17 protein-coding genes are annotated in these 17,170 nt (G+C 70.0%); 7 read left to right on the top strand and 10 right to left on the bottom strand.

Annotated elements, in window-relative coordinates:
• Positions 1 to 72 precede the first annotated feature (72 nt).
• A complete protein-coding gene (locus LGR54_RS01245) occupies positions 73 to 1,566 on the top strand; it encodes a CoA-acylating methylmalonate-semialdehyde dehydrogenase (RefSeq protein ID WP_230360170.1) in 1,494 nt (497 codons plus the stop codon).
• A 550-nt stretch (positions 1,567 to 2,116) separates the two neighbouring features.
• On the opposite strand, the gene LGR54_RS01250 is transcribed toward LGR54_RS01245, so the two are convergent.
• The gene (locus LGR54_RS01250; protein ID WP_230360171.1) at positions 2,117 to 2,260 is read right to left on the bottom strand and encodes a hypothetical protein; all 144 of its coding nucleotides are present in this window, start codon (positions 2,258 to 2,260) and stop codon (positions 2,117 to 2,119) included.
• Positions 2,261 to 2,356: 96 nt separating this feature from the next.
• On the bottom strand, positions 2,357 to 2,791 hold the full coding sequence (locus tag LGR54_RS01255) for a hypothetical protein (RefSeq protein ID WP_230360172.1): 435 nt from the start codon (positions 2,789 to 2,791) through the stop codon (positions 2,357 to 2,359).
• 96 nt (positions 2,792 to 2,887) lie between these two features.
• Between LGR54_RS01255 and LGR54_RS01260 the strand changes: the two genes are divergently transcribed.
• Positions 2,888 to 3,631, top strand: coding sequence for a YafY family protein (locus tag LGR54_RS01260; RefSeq protein ID WP_230360173.1), 744 nt, complete (start codon positions 2,888 to 2,890; stop codon positions 3,629 to 3,631).
• 74 nt (positions 3,632 to 3,705) lie between these two features.
• Positions 3,706 to 4,116, top strand: a complete 411-nt coding sequence (locus LGR54_RS01265; protein ID WP_230360174.1) for a VOC family protein — start codon at positions 3,706 to 3,708, stop codon at positions 4,114 to 4,116.
• A gap of 237 nt (positions 4,117 to 4,353) precedes the next feature.
• On the opposite strand, the gene LGR54_RS01270 is transcribed toward LGR54_RS01265, so the two are convergent.
• The 3 genes from LGR54_RS01270 to LGR54_RS01280 are packed head-to-tail and all read right to left on the bottom strand — an operon-like array spanning position 4,354 to position 7,390.
• Positions 4,354 to 5,289: a prephenate/arogenate dehydrogenase family protein gene (locus LGR54_RS01270; RefSeq protein WP_230360175.1), complete on the bottom strand. Its 936-nt coding sequence runs from the start codon at positions 5,287 to 5,289 to the stop codon at positions 4,354 to 4,356.
• Complete coding sequence (gene hisC, locus LGR54_RS01275) at positions 5,279 to 6,406, bottom strand: histidinol-phosphate transaminase (RefSeq protein ID WP_230360176.1); 1,128 nt, start codon at positions 6,404 to 6,406, stop codon at positions 5,279 to 5,281. The genes LGR54_RS01270 and hisC overlap by 11 nt, the downstream gene beginning before the upstream one ends.
• A 45-nt stretch (positions 6,407 to 6,451) precedes the next feature.
• Entirely contained in the window at positions 6,452 to 7,390 is a 939-nt protein-coding gene (locus LGR54_RS01280) for a chorismate mutase (RefSeq protein WP_230360177.1), read from the bottom strand.
• 161 nt (positions 7,391 to 7,551) lie between these two features.
• Between LGR54_RS01280 and LGR54_RS01285 the strand changes: the two genes are divergently transcribed.
• Entirely contained in the window at positions 7,552 to 8,787 is a 1,236-nt protein-coding gene (locus tag LGR54_RS01285) for a homoserine O-acetyltransferase (protein WP_230360178.1), read from the top strand.
• A gap of 35 nt (positions 8,788 to 8,822) precedes the next feature.
• Positions 8,823 to 9,455, top strand: coding sequence for a methionine biosynthesis protein MetW (gene metW, locus LGR54_RS01290; RefSeq protein WP_370638133.1), 633 nt, complete (start codon positions 8,823 to 8,825; stop codon positions 9,453 to 9,455).
• A gap of 8 nt (positions 9,456 to 9,463) precedes the next feature.
• On the opposite strand, the gene LGR54_RS01295 is transcribed toward metW, so the two are convergent.
• On the bottom strand, positions 9,464 to 10,204 hold the full coding sequence (locus LGR54_RS01295) for a class I SAM-dependent methyltransferase (protein WP_230360180.1): 741 nt from the start codon (positions 10,202 to 10,204) through the stop codon (positions 9,464 to 9,466).
• Between the two features lie 329 nt (positions 10,205 to 10,533).
• Here LGR54_RS01295 and LGR54_RS01300 point away from each other — a divergent pair, with 329 nt between their 5' ends.
• Together LGR54_RS01300 and infA are read left to right on the top strand one after the other, a co-directional pair.
• Positions 10,534 to 12,159 carry a DEAD/DEAH box helicase gene (locus LGR54_RS01300; protein ID WP_230360181.1) on the top strand — a complete coding sequence of 542 codons (1,626 nt, stop codon included), beginning with the start codon at positions 10,534 to 10,536 and terminating at the stop codon, positions 12,157 to 12,159.
• Between the two features lie 194 nt (positions 12,160 to 12,353).
• A complete protein-coding gene (gene infA, locus LGR54_RS01305; protein WP_013168254.1) occupies positions 12,354 to 12,635 on the top strand; it encodes a translation initiation factor IF-1 in 282 nt (93 codons plus the stop codon).
• A gap of 876 nt (positions 12,636 to 13,511) precedes the next feature.
• On the opposite strand, the gene LGR54_RS01310 is transcribed toward infA, so the two are convergent.
• The 4 genes from LGR54_RS01310 to atpD all read right to left on the bottom strand — a co-directional run bounded on the left by LGR54_RS01310 (position 13,512) and on the right by atpD (position 17,147).
• Complete coding sequence (locus tag LGR54_RS01310) at positions 13,512 to 14,309, bottom strand: GntR family transcriptional regulator (RefSeq protein WP_230360182.1); 798 nt, start codon at positions 14,307 to 14,309, stop codon at positions 13,512 to 13,514.
• Between the two features lie 90 nt (positions 14,310 to 14,399).
• Positions 14,400 to 15,092 carry a thiaminase II gene (tenA, locus tag LGR54_RS01315; protein ID WP_230360183.1) on the bottom strand — a complete coding sequence of 231 codons (693 nt, stop codon included), beginning with the start codon at positions 15,090 to 15,092 and terminating at the stop codon, positions 14,400 to 14,402.
• Between the two features lie 104 nt (positions 15,093 to 15,196).
• A complete protein-coding gene (locus LGR54_RS01320; protein ID WP_230360184.1) occupies positions 15,197 to 15,613 on the bottom strand; it encodes a F0F1 ATP synthase subunit epsilon in 417 nt (138 codons plus the stop codon).
• Positions 15,614 to 15,710: 97 nt separating this feature from the next.
• Entirely contained in the window at positions 15,711 to 17,147 is a 1,437-nt protein-coding gene (gene atpD / locus LGR54_RS01325; RefSeq protein WP_230360185.1) for a F0F1 ATP synthase subunit beta, read from the bottom strand.
• Positions 17,148 to 17,170 lie beyond the last annotated feature (23 nt).

The raw sequence follows: 17,170 nt of genomic DNA on the forward strand, positions 1-17,170 counted from the left end.
GCAGCATGGTCGTTGAGTTGATCCGTTTTCGCAAGCACAACAGCGGCGAACAAAGCTCCGGAGGAGGCATCCATGGCGGTGATCGGGCATTACATCGACGGCAAGCAGGTGAACACGGCGGGACGCACGTCCCCGGTGTTCAACCCCGCGACCGGCGCGCAGTCGGGCGAGGCGCTGCTGGCCTCGGCCGCCACGGTGGGCGAGGCGGTGGCCTCCGCCAAGGCCGCCTTCCCGGCCTGGGCCGACGCCCCGACGCTGACCCGCGCCCGCATCATGTTCAAGTTCAAGAACCTGCTGGACCGCGACATCGACAAGCTCGCCGAGGCGATCACCCTCGAGCACGGCAAGACCTTCGAGGACGCCAAGGGCGAAGTGACCCGCGGCATCGAGGTGGTCGAGTTCGCCTGCGGCATCCCGCATCTGCTGCGCGGCGACTTCACCGAGCAGGTGGCGCGCGGCGTCGACGTGCTCTCGGCCCGCCACCCGCTCGGCGTGGTCGCCGGCATCACCCCGTTCAACTTCCCGGTCATGGTGCCGATGTGGATGTTCCCGGTGGCGCTGGCCTGCGGCAATACCTTCGTGCTGAAGCCTTCCGAGAAGGACCCGACCCCCTCGCTGATGCTGGCCGAGCTGCTGGTCGAGGCCGGCCTGCCCAAGGGCGTGTTCAACGTGGTGCAGGGCGACAAGGAAGCCGTCGACACGCTGCTGACCCATCCGGACGTCGCGGCGGTGAGCTTCGTCGGCTCCACCGCCATCGGCGAATATGTCTACAAGACCGCCTGCGCGCACGGTAAGCGCGCCCAGGCGCTGTGCGGCGCCAAGAACCACCTGGTGGTGATGCCCGACGCCGATCTCGACAAGACCGTCGACGCGCTGATGGGCGCCGGCTACGGCTCGGCCGGCGAGCGCTGCATGGCGGTGTCCGTCGCGGTGGCGGTCGGCGGTGTCGGCGACGCGCTGATGGAGAAGCTGGTGCCGAAGGTGCAGGCGCTGAAGGTCGGCCCCGGTCTCGACAAGGACAGCGAGATGGGCCCGCTGGTCACCCGCGAACACCTCGCCAAGGTGCGCGGCTATGTCGATGACGGCGTCGCCGCCGGCGCCAAGCTGGTGGTGGACGGGCGCGGCCTCAAGCTGCAGGGCTATGAGGACGGCTATTTCCTCGGCGGCTGCCTGTTCGACGACGTCACCACCGACATGAAGATCTACAAGGAAGAGATCTTCGGCCCGGTGCTCTCGGTGGTGCGCGTGCCCGACTATGAGGACGCGCTGAAGCTGGTCAACGACCACGAATACGGCAACGGCGCCGCCATCTTCACCCGCGACGGCGACGCCGCCCGCGCCTTCGACCGCGACGCCAAGGCCGGCATGATCGGCATCAACGTGCCGATCCCGGTGCCGGTGGCGTTCCACTCCTTCGGCGGCTGGAAGCGCTCGGTGTTCGGCGACCGCAACGTCTACGGCATGGAAGGCGTCGGCTTCTACACCAAGATGAAGACCACCACCGCCCGCTGGCCGACCGGCATCCGCGCCGGCGCCCAGTTCGTCATGCCGACCACCGGCAGCTGAGGCACGGCCCCGGATCGCCGGATGCGACTCCGGCTAACCAATGCGAATGCCCGGTGATGAGCCGGGCATTTTCGTTTGGGGATGAGCCCGAAGCAGGATTGCGAAGGGTGGCCTTGCCGGATGCCGCCCCCTACATGCCCGGGAGGAAGCCCTCGCGCCGGCGGTCCCGGCGCGAGGGAGGTTATCCGTTACCGACAATTTTGCCGGCAAACGCCTCCCCGCTCGCCGCAACGGCGGCGAGAGCGACGGCGGTAACGAACATCCACGCACGAAGTTTCGTCATCGTCAGTGCCTCCGGTAAAGCAGCAAGCTTCCCTCGACATCTCGTAGCGTCAGGGAGCTGCACGGCAATTTCAGGGCACAACCACGCGCGATTTGCGACATTTTCTTGCGGGATTATGTATCGACGCACCATCTTGTCGGGTCGCGATGTCGAAGGGAGCACCCGGCACAACGAGACGGCGGGCGGGCTCGGCCATGGCGGCCCGTACACGGCATCGTCGACGGCACGGGATGAGGGTTGCACCGAGTGGGACCGGCGCGTCCGGCCTTACTCGCTTTGCGTGGCGGGAGGCGTTCCTGCGGGGGGAGCCATGCGGCTGAAGGTGACGGCGATGACCATGCTGCCGGCCACCGCGATGACCAGCAGCGCCATCGCCGCGATGAAGAGGCTGTTGCGGAGACGTGACTGCATCGGATGCTCTCCGTTCGGCCGGACCGCGAGGCGCGCCCGTCATCGGGCCTGCGCCACGGCATGCCGGGGACGCGCCCCGGCCCGGTCCATCCTGTCCTAGCGCTTCATGTCCGGGCAGACATAGGGCACCTTCGCCACCGCATAGCGGTGCTCGACCGTGTCCTTGCCCGTCCGGACCTTCAGCGTCAACTGCGTCGGCGACACCGACGCCACCTTCGCGGCGATCGTCGCGCCGTCCTCGTCCCACGCGATCGCGTCCGGCGCCGTGCGGGTCCATCGGCGCAGCGCATAGGTCTCCCAGCAGGAATCCATGATGAGCGTGCCGTCCGGCAGGAACACCAGCATGGTGCCCGGCAGGCCGGAAGCCGGCTTCGCCTCCACCCAGACGCGGCCGACCAGCGGATCGGCGGCGGGGCGGGGGGCGGTGGTGGCGGCTGACGCGACGCCTGCACCGGCGAGCGACAGGCCGAGCGTGAGCAGGAGGCCACGGCGCGTGACACGGCCCTTGGCGGCTCCGACGGGGTTCGGCATGGACGGCTCCTGGTCGACAGGGGAAAGACGGATATCGCCGGGAATCGGCGACGCTGCTGCCAGTATCCGTCAGCAGGGCTGCGGCTATAATGCGGCATGTCCCGTTCCGAACGCCTGTTCGACCTGTTGCAGGTGCTGCGCCGCCACCGCCGCCCGGTGAGCGGGCGCGCGCTTGCCGACGAGATCGGCGTGAGCCTGCGCACGCTCTATCGCGACATCGCCAGCCTGCAGGCTCAGGGCGCCACCATCGAGGGCGAGCCCGGGGTGGGCTATGTGCTGCGCCCCGGCTTCCTGCTACCGCCGCTGATGTTCACGCCGGAGGAGATCGAGGCGCTGGTGCTCGGCTCGCGCTGGGTGGCCGGGCGCGCCGACGGCCGGCTCGCCGAGGCGGCGCTGAGCGCGCTCGCCCGCGTCAGCGCGGTGCTGCCGCCCGATCTGCGCGAGGAGCTGGAAGGCTCCTCGCTGTTCATCGCGCCGGGCGCGCCGATCCCCGCCGACGCCATCGACCCGGCGCTGCTGCGCAAGGCGATCCGCACCGAGCGCAAGCTGCGGCTGAGCTACAGCGACGCCAATGGCGCGGCGAGCGAGCGGGTGGTGTGGCCCTTCGCGCTCGCCTTCTTCGACCAGGTTCGGCTGATGATCGGCTGGTGCGAATTGCGCAGCGACTTCCGCTCGTTCCGCACCGACCGCATCGCCCGCGCCGAGATGCTGGAGGCGCGCTACCCTACCCGCCGGGCCGAACTGGTGCAGCGCTGGAAGCAGTGGAAGCACGCTCAGCCGCCGCGCGAGCCGGGGGAGCTCCCGGCGGCCTATGCCGAGGAACCGACCGACACCGCATGATGCTGCCGGAAATTGGCAGCATGAGCGTGTAGGCTGCCATGATTCATCGCAGCACGAATTTTCGGGGGCCGATCATGATCGATGCCAGCAACCTGTTTCTTTATGTGAACGACCCCCGCGCCAGCGCCCGCTTCTATGGCGAGGTGCTGGAGCGCGCGCCGCTCGAAACCAGCGCCGGCCACGCGCTGTTCGCGCTGGCGCCGGGGCTGCGGCTCGGCCTGTGGCGGCGCGACGGGGTGAAGCCGACGCCGCATCTGCGCTCCGGCGGCAACGAGATCGGCTTCAAGGTGGCGGACGCCGCCGCCGTCGACGCCACCTATGAGCAATGGGCGAAGAAGGGCGTACCGATCGCGCTGCCGCCCACCGATCTCGATTTCGGCCGCAGCTTCGTGGCGCTCGACCCCGACGGCCACCGGCTCAGAGTCTACGCCAAGCTGGAGAGCGAGGCGACGGCACCGGAAGCGACCGAGGCCGAGGCGGCGTGAGGAGCGCCTGCCTGCGGCGGAGCTCCCTCTCCCCGTCCGGTCCCGGCCGTTGCCGCGTTCGGTTCCGGCAAGGCCGAAGCCGGCAACAACCGGCCTCGACGGAGAGATGGCCCGCGGCGCGGGTCGGTGAGGAGAAGCAGCGATTGGGAGGCCGGAAGCCCGCTCAGCCCGGCCCTCTCCCCGCCGGGGAGAGGGGGCCGTGCGGCGGTCGGTCGACCCGAAGCGGATCCGTCGCCGCTACCCGCGCTCGCGGCCGAAGTCCGGCGCCGCGGTCTCCTGGCCGACCTCGATGATCGAGCGGCGGATAGCGCGGGTGCGGGTGAACAGGTTGAACAGCGTCTCCCCTTGCTCCCAGCGGATCGCCCGCTGCAGCGCGATCAAATCTTCGGTGAAGCGGCCGAGCACCTCGATCACCGCCTCGCGGTTGTTGAGGAACACGTCGCGCCACATGGTGGGATCGGAGGCGGCGATGCGGGTGAAGTCGCGGAAGCCGCCGGCCGAGTACTTGATCACCTCGGAGGAGGTGACCTTCTCGAGATCCGCCGCCGTGCCGACGATGTTGTAGGCGATGAGATGCGGCACATGCGAGGTGATCGCCAGCACCAGGTCGTGGTGCTCGGCGGTCATGATCTCGACATTGGCGCCCAGCGCCGTCCACAGCGCCGTCAACGCCGCCACTGCGCCTTCCTCCGCGCCCTCGGGCGGGGTGAGGATGCACCAGCGGTTCTTGAACAGCGTCGCGAAGCCGGCGTCGGGGCCGGAATATTCGGTGCCGGCCACCGGATGCGCCGGCACGATGTGCACGCCCGCCGGCAGATGCGTCGACAGCGCGGAGAGCACCGCGCCCTTCACCGAGCCGACATCGGAGACGATGGCACCCGGCTTCACATGCGGGGCGATCGCCTCGGCGACCGCCGCCATGGCGCCGACGGGCACGCAGAGAATGATGATGTCGGCATCGCGCACCGCCTCGGCGGGGGAGGAGGCCACCTCGTCGGCGATGCCGAGCTCGGCGACGCGCGCCCGCACCTCCGGCGCCGCGTCATAGGCGACGCTAACCTCGGCGAGCTGGCGGGCATCGGCCGCGCGCAGGATCGACGAACCGATCAGGCCGATGCCGATGACGGCGAGCCGGCCGACCATCGGGCGCGGCAGCGGCGGATCAAGCACCATGACCAGGCTCCCTCTTGCCGAGGAACTCGGCCAGCACGGCGACCAGCAGGCGGTTGGCCTCCTCGGTGCCGATGGTGATCCGCAGCGCGCCCGGCAGGCCATAGGCATCCATCCGCCGCAGGATCAGGCCCCGCGCGGACAGGAAGGCGTCGGCGTCGCGGGCGCGCTGGCCCTCGACATCCGGGAAATGCGCCAGCACGAAATTGCCGACGCTCGGCGTGACGGTGAGGCCGAGCGCGGTCAGCTCGTCAGTGACCCAGGCGAGCCAGACGTCGTTATGGGCGACGGCCGCCTCGACATGGGCGGTGTCGCCGATGGCGGCGGTGGCGGCGGCGATGGCGGCGGAATTGACGTTGAAGGCGCCGCGGATGCGGTTCACCGCGTCCACCACCTCGGCCGGGCCGTACAGCCAGCCGACGCGCAGCGCCGCGAGGCCGTGGATCTTGGAGAAGGTGCGCAGCATCGCGACGTTGCGGGCGGTCGCCACCAGCTCGATGCCGGATTCATAGTCGTTGCGCCGGACATATTCGGCATAGGCGGCGTCCAGCACCAGGAGCACGTGCGGCGGCAGGCCGCGCTGCAGCCGGCGCACCTCGTCGAACGGCAGATAGGTGCCGGTCGGGTTGTTCGGGTTGGCGAGGAAGACGATGCGGGTCTTCTCGGTGACCGCCGCCAGCAGCGCGTCGACATCGGCGGTGAGGTTCTTCTCCGGCACCACCACCGGGGTGGCGCCGGTCGCCAGCGTGGCGATGCGGTACACCAGGAAGCCGTATTGCGAATAGATCACCTCGTCGCCCGGACCGGCATAGGCGGCGGCGATGAGGGTGATCAGTTCGTCCGAGCCGGTGCCGCAGACGAGGCGGCCGGCGTCGAGCCCATAGGCGCCGGCGATGGCCTCGCGCAGCTTGGTCGAGGAACCGTCCGGGTAGAACTCCAGCGCGTCGGCGGCGTGGAAGGCCTCGCGCGCCTTCGGGCTGGGGCCGAGCGGGTTCTCGTTGGCCGACAGCTTGTAGGTCTTCACCGCGCCGCCCGCCTGCGCCTTGCCGGGCACATAGGCCTCGATCGCCAGCACGCCGGGACGCGGGACGGGACGATCGGCAACGGGGGTGGTCGACATGGCGGAACTCCGGCAGCGGACGGAAGGGATACGAACGGATGGAGGCTAGGGCGCGGGGGCGATCGACGACGCCGGCGCACGCGCGGAGCGGCCGGCGTCGTGGCTATATCGGCCCGCATGCGAGCCGATGAGCGCGGCGGAGCGCACCGAGGCGCCGCAGGCCCGGAGCGCGCCGAGCACGGTGTCCAGGCCGACGGCACCGGCCAGCGGCAGCGAGATCAGCAGCGCCGCGCCGTCGAGGCCGCGATCCGGCACCGCCAGCGTCTCGGCGAGCGGGGCGAGCGCCCGCGCCGCGCCGGCGTTCCAGCCGGCAACGCGCACGCTCCACACCTCGACCTCGGTGACGGCGCCCTCGGTCACCGGATGGGCGATGCAGAACACCGGCAGGCCGGCGGGATGGTCGGCCCGCTCGACGAAGGGCAGCCGGGCGATGATCTTCGGCGCGCTGTCGCCTTCGAGCGCGGTCCACCACGGCCCGGCACCCGGCGGGGCGAAGGCTGGCACCAGCCCGAGATCGCCACGCGAGCCGGCGACCGCGCTCACCACCGCGCCCGCGCCCATATGGGCGAGGAAGGGCACGGTGAAGCCGAAATGGAAGCGCGACGTATCGCGCATCGCCGCCTCTCCGGAGGCGAGGTCGGCATGCACGGCATAGGGCGCCTGCACATAGGTGAAGGTGGAGATGATGACGCGCCAGATGCTCTCGACGGTGTCCAGCGGCAGGATGCCGCGATGCCGGTCGACGATCATCCGCATCATCGAGGCCTCGCGCGCCGGGCGGAACGCCGAGCCGCCCTCGGTGGCGCGCGCGCGCTTCACCTCGACCAGCCGATCGATGATCTCGCCGCGCTCGATCAACAGCGCGTGCATGGCGGCATCGATGCGGTCGATCTCCGCGCGCAGAACCGCCAGCGACGCCGCCGGATCGGCAGCGACGGCAGGAACGGCGGCGCTTCGGGCAAGCGAATGGTCGGGCGCGGTCATGCCCCGCTCTCTAGACCCGCGCGGGCGTGCTGCAAAACGAAATCTGCACGGCCCGGCGCCCGGCTGGACGCAAATCCGGCCGCCGGCTATTGACAAGATGGTGCTGTGGGATCATCGGATCGTCCGTTATAACGAACTGTTCGTCCGGTAAGACGGTTGAGATGTCCGAGAGCGAGACGGTGAACGACCCGAACCCGACCGAAGCCGGCGGCCAAGAGCGCCCGGTCGGCCCAGGCCGCGCCTATGAGGCGCTGGCGCGGGCGCAGGCGGACTTCCCCCAATCCGAAGTGGTGCGCTTCGGGCCGGAGCGCTCGCTGACGCTGGACGCCGGCGTCACGCTCGGTCCGTTCCAGATCGCCTACCAGACCTATGGTACGCTGAACGCCGACAAGTCGAACGCCATCCTGATCTGCCACGCGCTGTCCGGCGACCAGCATGCCGCCAACATCCACCCGGTGACCGGCAAGCCGGGCTGGTGGGAGACGCTGATCGGCCCGGGCAAGCCGATCGACACCACGCGCTTCTTCGTCATCTCCTCCAACGTGCTCGGCGGCTGCCTCGGCACCACCGGCCCGTCCTCGATCAATCCCAAGACCGGCGTGCCCTACGGGCTCGACCTGCCGGTGGTGACCATTCGCGACATGGTGCGGGCACAGGCGATGCTGGTCGACCATCTCGGCATCGACCGGCTGCTCGCCGTGGTCGGCGGCTCGATGGGCGGCATGCAGGTGCTGCAATGGGCGGTGAGCTATCCCGAGCGGGTGTTCGCGGCGATGCCGATGGCCGCCGCCGCCCGCCACTCGGCGCAGAACATCGCCTTCCACGAGGTCGGCCGCCAGGCGGTGATGGCCGATCCCGACTGGCGCGGCGGGCGCTATCTGCTCGAAGGCACCAGCCCGCGCCGCGGCCTCGCGGTGGCGCGCATGGCGGCGCACATCACCTATATGTCGGACGGCTCGCTGCACCGGAAATTCGGCCGGCGGCTGCAGGACCGCGACGGGCGCACCTTCTCCTTCGACGCCGACTTCCAGGTGGAGAGCTATCTGCGCCACCAGGGCGAGGCCTTCGTCGACCGTTTCGACGCCAATTCCTATCTCTACGTCACCCGGGCGATGGATTATTTCGACCTCGCCGCCGACTATGGCGGCGTGCTCGCCAACGCCTTCAAGGGAGCGAAGACGCGGTTCTGCCTGGTCTCCTTCACCTCCGACTGGCTGTTCCCGACCTCGGATTCGCGGGCGGTGGTGCATGCGCTCAACGCGGCCGGCGCCTCGGTGTCCTTCGCCGAGATCGAGAGCGACAAGGGCCATGACGCCTTCCTGCTCGACGAGCCGGAGCTGACCGCCATCACCCGCGGCTTCCTCGATTCCGCCGCCCGCACGCTGGGGATCGCCTGATGAGTCCGCGCGAGGCGCTGCTGCACGACCTCACCATGAAGGAAGCCGCCCGCGCCGCCTCCGGCGCCCGCGTCGACCTGCTGCTCATCGCCGAACTGGTCGAGCCCGGCTCGCGGGTGCTCGATGTCGGTGCCGGCGACGGCGAATTGCTGGAGCTGCTCGCCACCACGCGCGGCTGTGACGCGCGCGGCATCGAGATCTCCCGCGCCGGGGTGAATGCCGGGGTGGCGCGGGGTCTTGCGGTGATCCAGGGCGACGCCGACATCGACCTCGCCGACTATCCCGACGACGCCTTCGACTACGTCATCCTGTCGCAGACGCTGCAGGCGACGCGGCGGCCGAAATGGGTGCTGGAGCAGATGCTGCGGGTGGGCCGCCGCGTCATCGTCTCCATCCCGAATTTCGGCTTCTGGCGGGTGCGGCTCGACCTGCTCTTGAACGGGCGCATGCCCTCCACCGAGAACCTGCCCTATAGCTGGTACGACACGCCGAACATCCATTTCTGCACCATCCGCGATTTCGTGGCGCTGGTCGGCGAGGTGGGCGCGCGCATCGAGCACGCCACGGCGCTGAACGGCTACGGCCAGAAGGTACGCCTCAACCTGCCCTGGGCGGTGTGGAACCTGCTCGGCGAGCAGGCGGTGTTCCTGCTGTCGCGGGGCAAATAGCGGCGTCCTCACCCGCCCGCCGGCTGCGGGGCGAGCACCGGCTCCAGCACCGGCGACAGCACCTGGATGCGGGCGCGGCGCTTCACCGCCACCGGCTTGTAGACCTGCTTGGTCGCCTCGACGATGTGCACCCCGGCGAAGGGCGAGGCGAATACCCCGCCCGCCCGCTCCCACGCCACCGCCGAGCGCAGGAACCAGCTGCGCGTCACCGGCGGCATGTACAGCGCCTCGCCCCAGCCCACCGGGGTGAACAGCGCCTCGCGCAGCAGCGCGATGACCTGGCTGCGCGAATAGGGCCGGCCATGGCCGAACGGATTGTTGTCCACCCGCGCCCACACGCCGCGCCGGTTCGGCACCACGCAGAGCAGCCGTCCGCCCGGCGCCAGCACCCGCCACACCTCGCGCAGCACCTCGGCGGCGTCCGGCGTGTGCTCCAGCAGGTGCACCGCGATCACCCGGTCGATCACCGCATTGGGCAGCGGCAGCTCGCTCTCGTCGACCAGCGCCGCCAGCGTCGGCGCGCGCGAGGGCCAGCGGGTGACGCCCTGCGCCGCCGGCATGAAGGCCAGCGCCCGCTCGCATTCCTCGCGGAACACGCCGAGATAGGGCGTCGCATAGCCGATGCCGAGCACGGAGAGCCCGCGCACATTGTCGAAGCGCTGGCGCACCGCCCGGCCGACCAGCCGGCGCGCCACCACGCCGAGCGGCTGGGCGTAGAAGCTGCGCAGATCGACGACGTCGGGATACATGGTGCTCCTGGGGTGGCCGGGCCGAAAAGGCGCCGCTGCGGCAGCGACCTCATCTATATAAGCGGCGATGCCTTGAAATCCTCGCCTTTTTGCGCCACATAGGCGGTGCATGCGAGACGGACGGGCGGAAGAGCCTGTGAAAGCCGTGCTCGTATCGGGGCCGCGTCGCTCGATTTCCGCTTCGGCATACTGCTCGCTCATGCGAGCGCCGCGGCAGTCTTCGGCCCCTGATCAACCGGTTTCACCGACGTCCCAGGCCACGCGGGGTGTCCACCATCCCCGCGACGGGCGGTGCGCATCATCATGGCGCATGGCCGGACGTCGCCCCCATGAAAGAATGTTACTTGACCTCTTTTTCCGAGCTCGGCCTCGCCGAGCCCATTCTGAAGGCGCTGGCCGAAGCTGGCCACGACACCCCCACCCCCATCCAGGCCCAGGCCGTACCCCAAGTGCTCGCCGGCCATGACCTCGTCGGCATCGCCCAGACCGGCACCGGCAAGACCGCGGCCTTCGCGCTGCCGATCCTGCAGCACCTCGTCACCGAACGCCGCCGGCCGGAACGCCGCACCGCCCGCGCGCTGATCCTCTCGCCCACCCGCGAGCTCTCCGGCCAGATCCTCGAAAGCTTCCGCAAATACGGCAAGCATGTGCGGCCCTCCACCGCGCTCGCCATCGGCGGCGTGCCGCTCGGCCGGCAGGCGCGGGCGCTGATGAACGGCGTCGACGTGCTCGTCGCCACTCCCGGCCGCCTCGTCGACCTGATCGAGAACGACGCGGTGCGGCTGAACGAGGTCGAGGTGTTCGTGCTCGACGAAGCCGACCAGATGCTGGACATGGGCTTCATCCACGCCATCCGCGCCATCGTCGCCCGCCTGCCGGCCAAGCGCCGCAACCTGTTCTTCTCGGCCACCATGCCGAAGGAGATCGAGAAGCTGGCCTCCGCCCTGCTCACCGACCCGGTGCGCGTCGCGGTGACGCCGGTCGCCAAGACCGCCGACAAGATCGAGCAGAAGGTGTTCTTCACCGACCGCGCCGGCAAGCCGGACCTGCTGATCGAGGTGCTGCAGGGCGACGGCCTCGACCGCGCGCTCGTCTTCGCCCGCACCAAGCACGGCGCCGACCGGGTGGTGAAGGGCCTTGCCGGCGCCGGCATCGACGCCGAGGCCATCCACGGCAACAAGTCGCAGCCGCAGCGCGAGCGGGCGCTCGCCGCCTTCCGCGAAGGCAAGGTGAAGGTGCTGGTGGCGACCGATATCGCCGCGCGCGGCATCGACGTGCCCGGCGTCAGCCACGTGATCAATTACGACCTGCCCAACGTGCCCGAGAGCTATGTCCACCGTATTGGCCGGACGGCCCGCGCGGGCGCCGACGGCATCGCCGTCTCGCTGTGCGACGGCGAGGAGCGCGCCTATCTGCGCGACATCGAACGGCTGATCAAGCTGACCATCCCCAGCGTCGACCGTCGCGGCGAGAGCCGCCGCGAAGGCCGGCCGGTGCGCGAGGGCTTCCGCGACGAGCGCCCGCCGCGCGAGGAGCGTGGTCCGCGTGGCGGCCGCGGCGAGCGCCCGCGCCACGAGGGTTCGCGCAACGAAGGCGACCGCGGGCCGCGTCCCGCCGGGCGTCCCGGTCGTCCGGGCGGCCGCCCGGAATATCGCGGCGGCGAAGGCCGTCCCGAGGGGCGTTCGGAAGGCCGCGCCGGCGAGATGAGCGGCGTCGGTTTCATGCAGCCGGCGCGCGGCGAGCGCCCGCGTCACGAGGGGCCCCGCCCCGAGGGCGCCCGTCATGAGGGCCATCGTCATGAAGGTCCTCGTCACGAGCGTCCGCGCCATGAGGGTGCCCGCCATGAAGGGCCCCGTCACGAGGGTTCCCGTCACGAGCGCCCGCATCATGAGGGGCCCCGCCCCGAGGGTGGTCGCGGCGAGCGTCCGTCGCGGTCGCGCGGCCCGGCGCGCTGAGAAACGGTTCCGACGGCGTCCATGGCACCCCGCCATAGGACGCCGGCGGCACCAACGCATGGTTGCCGGAAGCACTTTCCTGTCGATCGGACGATTTGAGCCGGCAGGAACGGGCTTTGGGCGAGACAAAGCGCTGGAGTCAGGGTATTTGCCCTGACGACAGCTCGAAAAGGCTTCGGCAAGGAGAGCCAGGAATGGCGAAAGAGGAACTGCTCGAGTTCGACGGCACCGTCACCGAGGTGCTGCCCGACGGGAACTTCCGCGTCGTGCTCGACAACGAACATGAGATTCTCGCCTATGCGGCGGGCAAGATGAAGAAGAACCGCATCCGGACCATCGTGGGCGACCGCGTGGTGGTGGAGATGTCGCCCTACGACCTCGAGCGCGGGCGCATCAATTTCCGCCACAAGACCGGCGGCCCGACCCCTCCGATCGGTTCCGGCCAGCGCCGCCCGCCCCCGGGCCGCCGCCGCTAGGCATCGGCACGCAGGCATCCGCGCGGCGCCCGATTCCGGGTCGCCGCGGTGGCTGATGGCTTCCGTTCCTCTTCGATCGTCGACCGTCCCGCCGGATCCCGGATCCGCGCGGGCGTTTTACGTTACGGCGACGGCCGGTGGGCGACCAGACATCGGGCGGGCGGCCATTGCGCAGGTGGCTGGGACGTGCGCTCGGCGGGGATCGTCAGGCAGGCGCGCCCATGAAATGCGGCTGGGATTGCGGCGGGCAGCCTCCGAGCTCCCGGGAATGAGCCTCTGATGGAACGTGATGATCCGGGCGACGCGAAGTGGCGGCGGATCGACCCGCTGCTGCCGAACAGGCCACCAAGCGGCGAGGTTGCAGCCCGGCTTGCGATCGACCGGATTGGCGGGCGCGCACCGGCTCGCCCTGGCGAGGTCCACCGAGCGGCCCCGGACCACCTCACATCTGACCTTCGTGACAATAGATCGGCAACGGCCGGCGGACGGCCGATGATGTTCGAGGCTCGGGCAACGCCTTCGCCGCCGCATCGGGTCGGGGCCTCCATCATGCCGGCGACCAGCATGCGGCCGGCGAAACCAGGCATCGGGCTCACCCCATCGGCCTGGTCGCGTGGCGGACAAAGCGCCGGGATCAACGCCCTGCCAAGACAGGCCGCCCGCCGCTCGAAGCCGCACCCTCGGCGCCGGGCTGCGGAGGGCGCCGTCGTGGCGCGACCGACGGCGATCACCCCGCCGAGTTCCCGGTCACCGACCGCGACACCGACAGGTGACAACGCCGGGGCCGCCTCGACCTGCCCCGCTCGCGCAACAGGCAGACTCCCCCACGCAAAAGCACGGCGAGGTTCCGCGATCCGTCGATCCGGCCCGTCCGGCCTAGCCGCCCGTGCCGGGCGCCGGGACTCGGCGCGAGCGTCCCGCCGGCTTGCCGGTCCGGCCCGGCAGGCCCCCCGGCTCGAGCCCGAGTGCCTCGGCCAGCCCCAGCCGGCGCTCGGGCGGCTCGGACAGATCCATCTCGTCGGCGACGTGGGCGATATGGGCCCGCATCAGCCGGGCGGCCAGCTCGCTGTCGCCCGCCTCGATGGCGGCGAGGATGTCGCCGTGCTCATGCGGCGGGCAGGCGGCGTGCTCGCCGCGCGCATAGAGCAGGATGGCGAGCGAGGACAGCGCCTGCAATTCGGTCAGCAGCCGCACGAACACCGGATTGCCCGCCGCCGCGGCGAGCGCGATGTGGAACTCGCCGGTGAGCCGCACCAGCGTCGCCCGCTCACCGGCGGCGCGGGCCTCGTTCTCCATCGCCACATGACGCCGTAGCCGCCCCACGGCGGAAGCCGAACAGCTGCAGGCGGCGGAGGCGGCGATCTCCGGCTCCACCACCGCGCGGGCGTCGAGCACATGACGGGCATCGGCGCGGCTCGGCGCGGCGACAAAGGCGCCGCGATTGGGCTGGTGCTCGACGATGCCGTCCTGGGCGAGCCGCGCCAGCGCCTGGCGCACCACGGTGCGGCTGACGCCGAACAGCTCGGCGACGCGCTCCTCGGTCAGCTTCTCGCCGGGATGCAGGCGCCGCTCGAAGATCGCCTGCAGGATGCGGGCGCGAATCGGCGCCTCCGAGCGCCCGCGTTCCGACACGGGGCTTGCGGCGACCGGGCTATCGGCGACGGGCTGGTCCATATTCCTCCGCGGCGCAGGCCGGCTGGTTCCAGAATAACCACCTTCCGGGCGCGCGCGCCATGCCATGCAACACGCAGGCCGGAGCACGCCTCAGATCGGCCAGTCGGCCTCCCGCCAGGCCGAATCCCAGAACATCCATTCGAGCTTGCAGGCATGCGCATAAGCGCGGTGCATGCGCGCCCGCAGCGTCGGCGAGGAAGCATCCGCCGCGCGGTCGGTGCTGGCGATCACCGCCCGCACCGCCTCGTGGAACTCCTCGCCGGCATAGGTGTCGATCCAGGCGTCATAGGGATTCGGGCGGGTGGCGCGGCCCAGAATGTCGCGGCCGATCTCGGCATAGATCCAGAAGCAGGGCAGCAGCGCCGCCAGCACCACCGGATAGGGCTCGGCATGGGCGCTGGCGATCAGGAAGCTGGAATAATGGTGGCAGACCGGCGACATCTCCGTCGCCTCGAAATCCGCCGGCGCGATGTCGAACGAGCGGAAGAAATCGGTGTGCAGCGAGCGCTCGACGATGACGGCTACCTTCGCCGCCTCGGCGAACTGCACCAGCCCGTCGGCATCGTCGGCCTTGGCGGCCGCCACCGCCAGCGCGCGGCCGAAGGCGATGAGATAATGCGCATCCTGCACCATGTAGTGGCGGAAGCGGCTCACCCCGAGCGTGCCGTCCGCCAGCGCCTCGTTGAACGGCATGGTGCGGATCGCCTCGTAGACGGCGAGGTTGCGCTGCCAGGCCTCCCGGCTGAAGGAGGGGGCGAGGTCGAGCGACGCGGCGGCGGTCATCGCATGTCTCCCAGAAAAGCGGGGGTCTCCCGGACATGAAAAAGGCCGTCTTGCGGACGGCCTCGTTTCGTCTTGTCTGTTCTAGCCCGCCGGGCGGGCGGCGATCAATGCGCGGTGCGCCCGTCGGCCTCTATAGCGGCGGCGGTCGCCTTCAGCGCGTCGAGCACGGTCTGGCGCTTCAGCCGGGTGGCGTCGTCCTTGGCGTCCTCGACGTCTTCCTGCGCGTCCTTGATCATCTGGCCGAGCTTGCCGCCACCGAGATCGGACAGCGGCACCGCCGTCTCGGCGAGCACGGTGAGGCCCTGCGGGTTCGCCTCGGCGAAGCCGCCGCGCACGAACAGCTTCTGCACCTTGCCCTCACCCTTGATGATGAGCACGCCCGGCTTCAGCACCGACACGAAGGGCGCGTGGCCGGCGAGCACGCCGAACTCGCCCTCGGCGCCGGGAACGACCACTTCGCTCACCGAGCCCGAATAGACGAGCTTCTCGGGCGAGACGAGTTCGAACGGGAAGTTGGCCATGTATCCTCCAGCGCCAGCAAACTAAAGAGGCACGATTCCGGCGGCCCGACGGCCGGCCCTCACGGGGAGGACCGGGACTCCGTCACGCCGCCCGGTATCACGCCGCCTCGGCGGCCAGCTTCTTGCCCTTCTCGATCGCCTCTTCGATGGTGCCGACCATGTAGAAGGCCTGCTCCGGGAGGTGATCATACTTGCCTTCCACCAGGCCCTTGAAGCCCTTGATGGTGTCGGCGAGGTCGACGAGCTTGCCCGGCGAACCGGTGAACACTTCGGCGACGTGGAAGGGCTGCGACAGGAAGCGCTCGATCTTGCGCGCGCGGGCAACGGTGAGCTTGTCCTCTTCCGACAGCTCGTCCATGCCCAGGATCGCGATGATGTCCTGCAGCGACTTGTAGCGCTGCAGCGTCTGCTGCACCTGGCGCGCCACGGTGTAGTGCTCGTCGCCGATGATCAGCGGCGACAGGATGCGCGAGGTGGAGTCCAGCGGATCCACCGCCGGGTAGATGCCCTTTTCCGCGATCGAGCGCGACAGCACGGTCGTGGCATCGAGATGCGCGAAGGAGGCGGCCGGGGCCGGGTCGGTCAGATCGTCGGCCGGCACGTAAATGGCCTGCACCGAGGTGATCGAACCCTTGGTGGTGGTGGTGATGCGCTCCTGCAGCGCGCCCATGTCGGTGGCCAGCGTCGGCTGATAGCCCACCGCCGACGGGATGCGGCCGAGCAGCGCCGACACTTCCGAACCCGCCTGGGTGAAGCGGAAGATGTTGTCGACGAAGAACAGCACGTCCTGACCCTGGTCGCGGAAGTGCTCGGCGACGGTGAGGCCGGTCAGCGCCACGCGGGCGCGGGCGCCCGGCGGCTCGTTCATCTGGCCGTAGACCAGGGCGCACTTCGAGCCGGCGGAGGAGCCGTTATGCTCGTGCGGGTCGACGTTCACCTTGGACTCGATCATCTCGTGATAGAGATCGTTGCCCTCGCGGGTGCGCTCGCCGACGCCGGCGAACACCGAGTAGCCACCATGCGCCTTGGCGATGTTGTTGATCAGCTCCATGATCAGCACGGTCTTGCCGACGCCGGCGCCGCCGAACAGGCCGATCTTGCCGCCCTTGGAATAGGGCGCCAGCAGGTCCACCACCTTGATGCCGGTGACGAGGATCTCGGCCTCGGTCGACTGGTCGGCATAGGACGGCGCGTCCTGATGGATGGCGCGCTTCATCTCGCCCACCACCGGGCCAAGCTCGTCCACCGGCTCGCCGATGACGTTCATGATGCGGCCGAGGGTCGCCTCGCCCACCGGCACCATGATCGGCGCGCCGGTATCGGACACCGGAGCGCCGCGCACCAGACCTTCGGTGGAGTCCATGGCGATGGCGCGCACGGTGTTCTCACCGAGATGCTGCGCCACTTCCAGCACAAGGCGGTTGCCCTGGTTGGTCGCTTCCAGAGCGTTGAGGATCGCCGGCAGGTGGTCGTCGAACTGCACGTCGACGACGGCGCCGATGACCTGGGTGATGCGTCCGTTCGTGTTCGCCATCTTCATGCGTCCTTGTGTCCTTA

It is taken from the genome of Ancylobacter sp. Lp-2 (genome assembly GCF_020523795.1).
GTDB lineage: Bacteria > Pseudomonadota > Alphaproteobacteria > Rhizobiales > Xanthobacteraceae > Ancylobacter.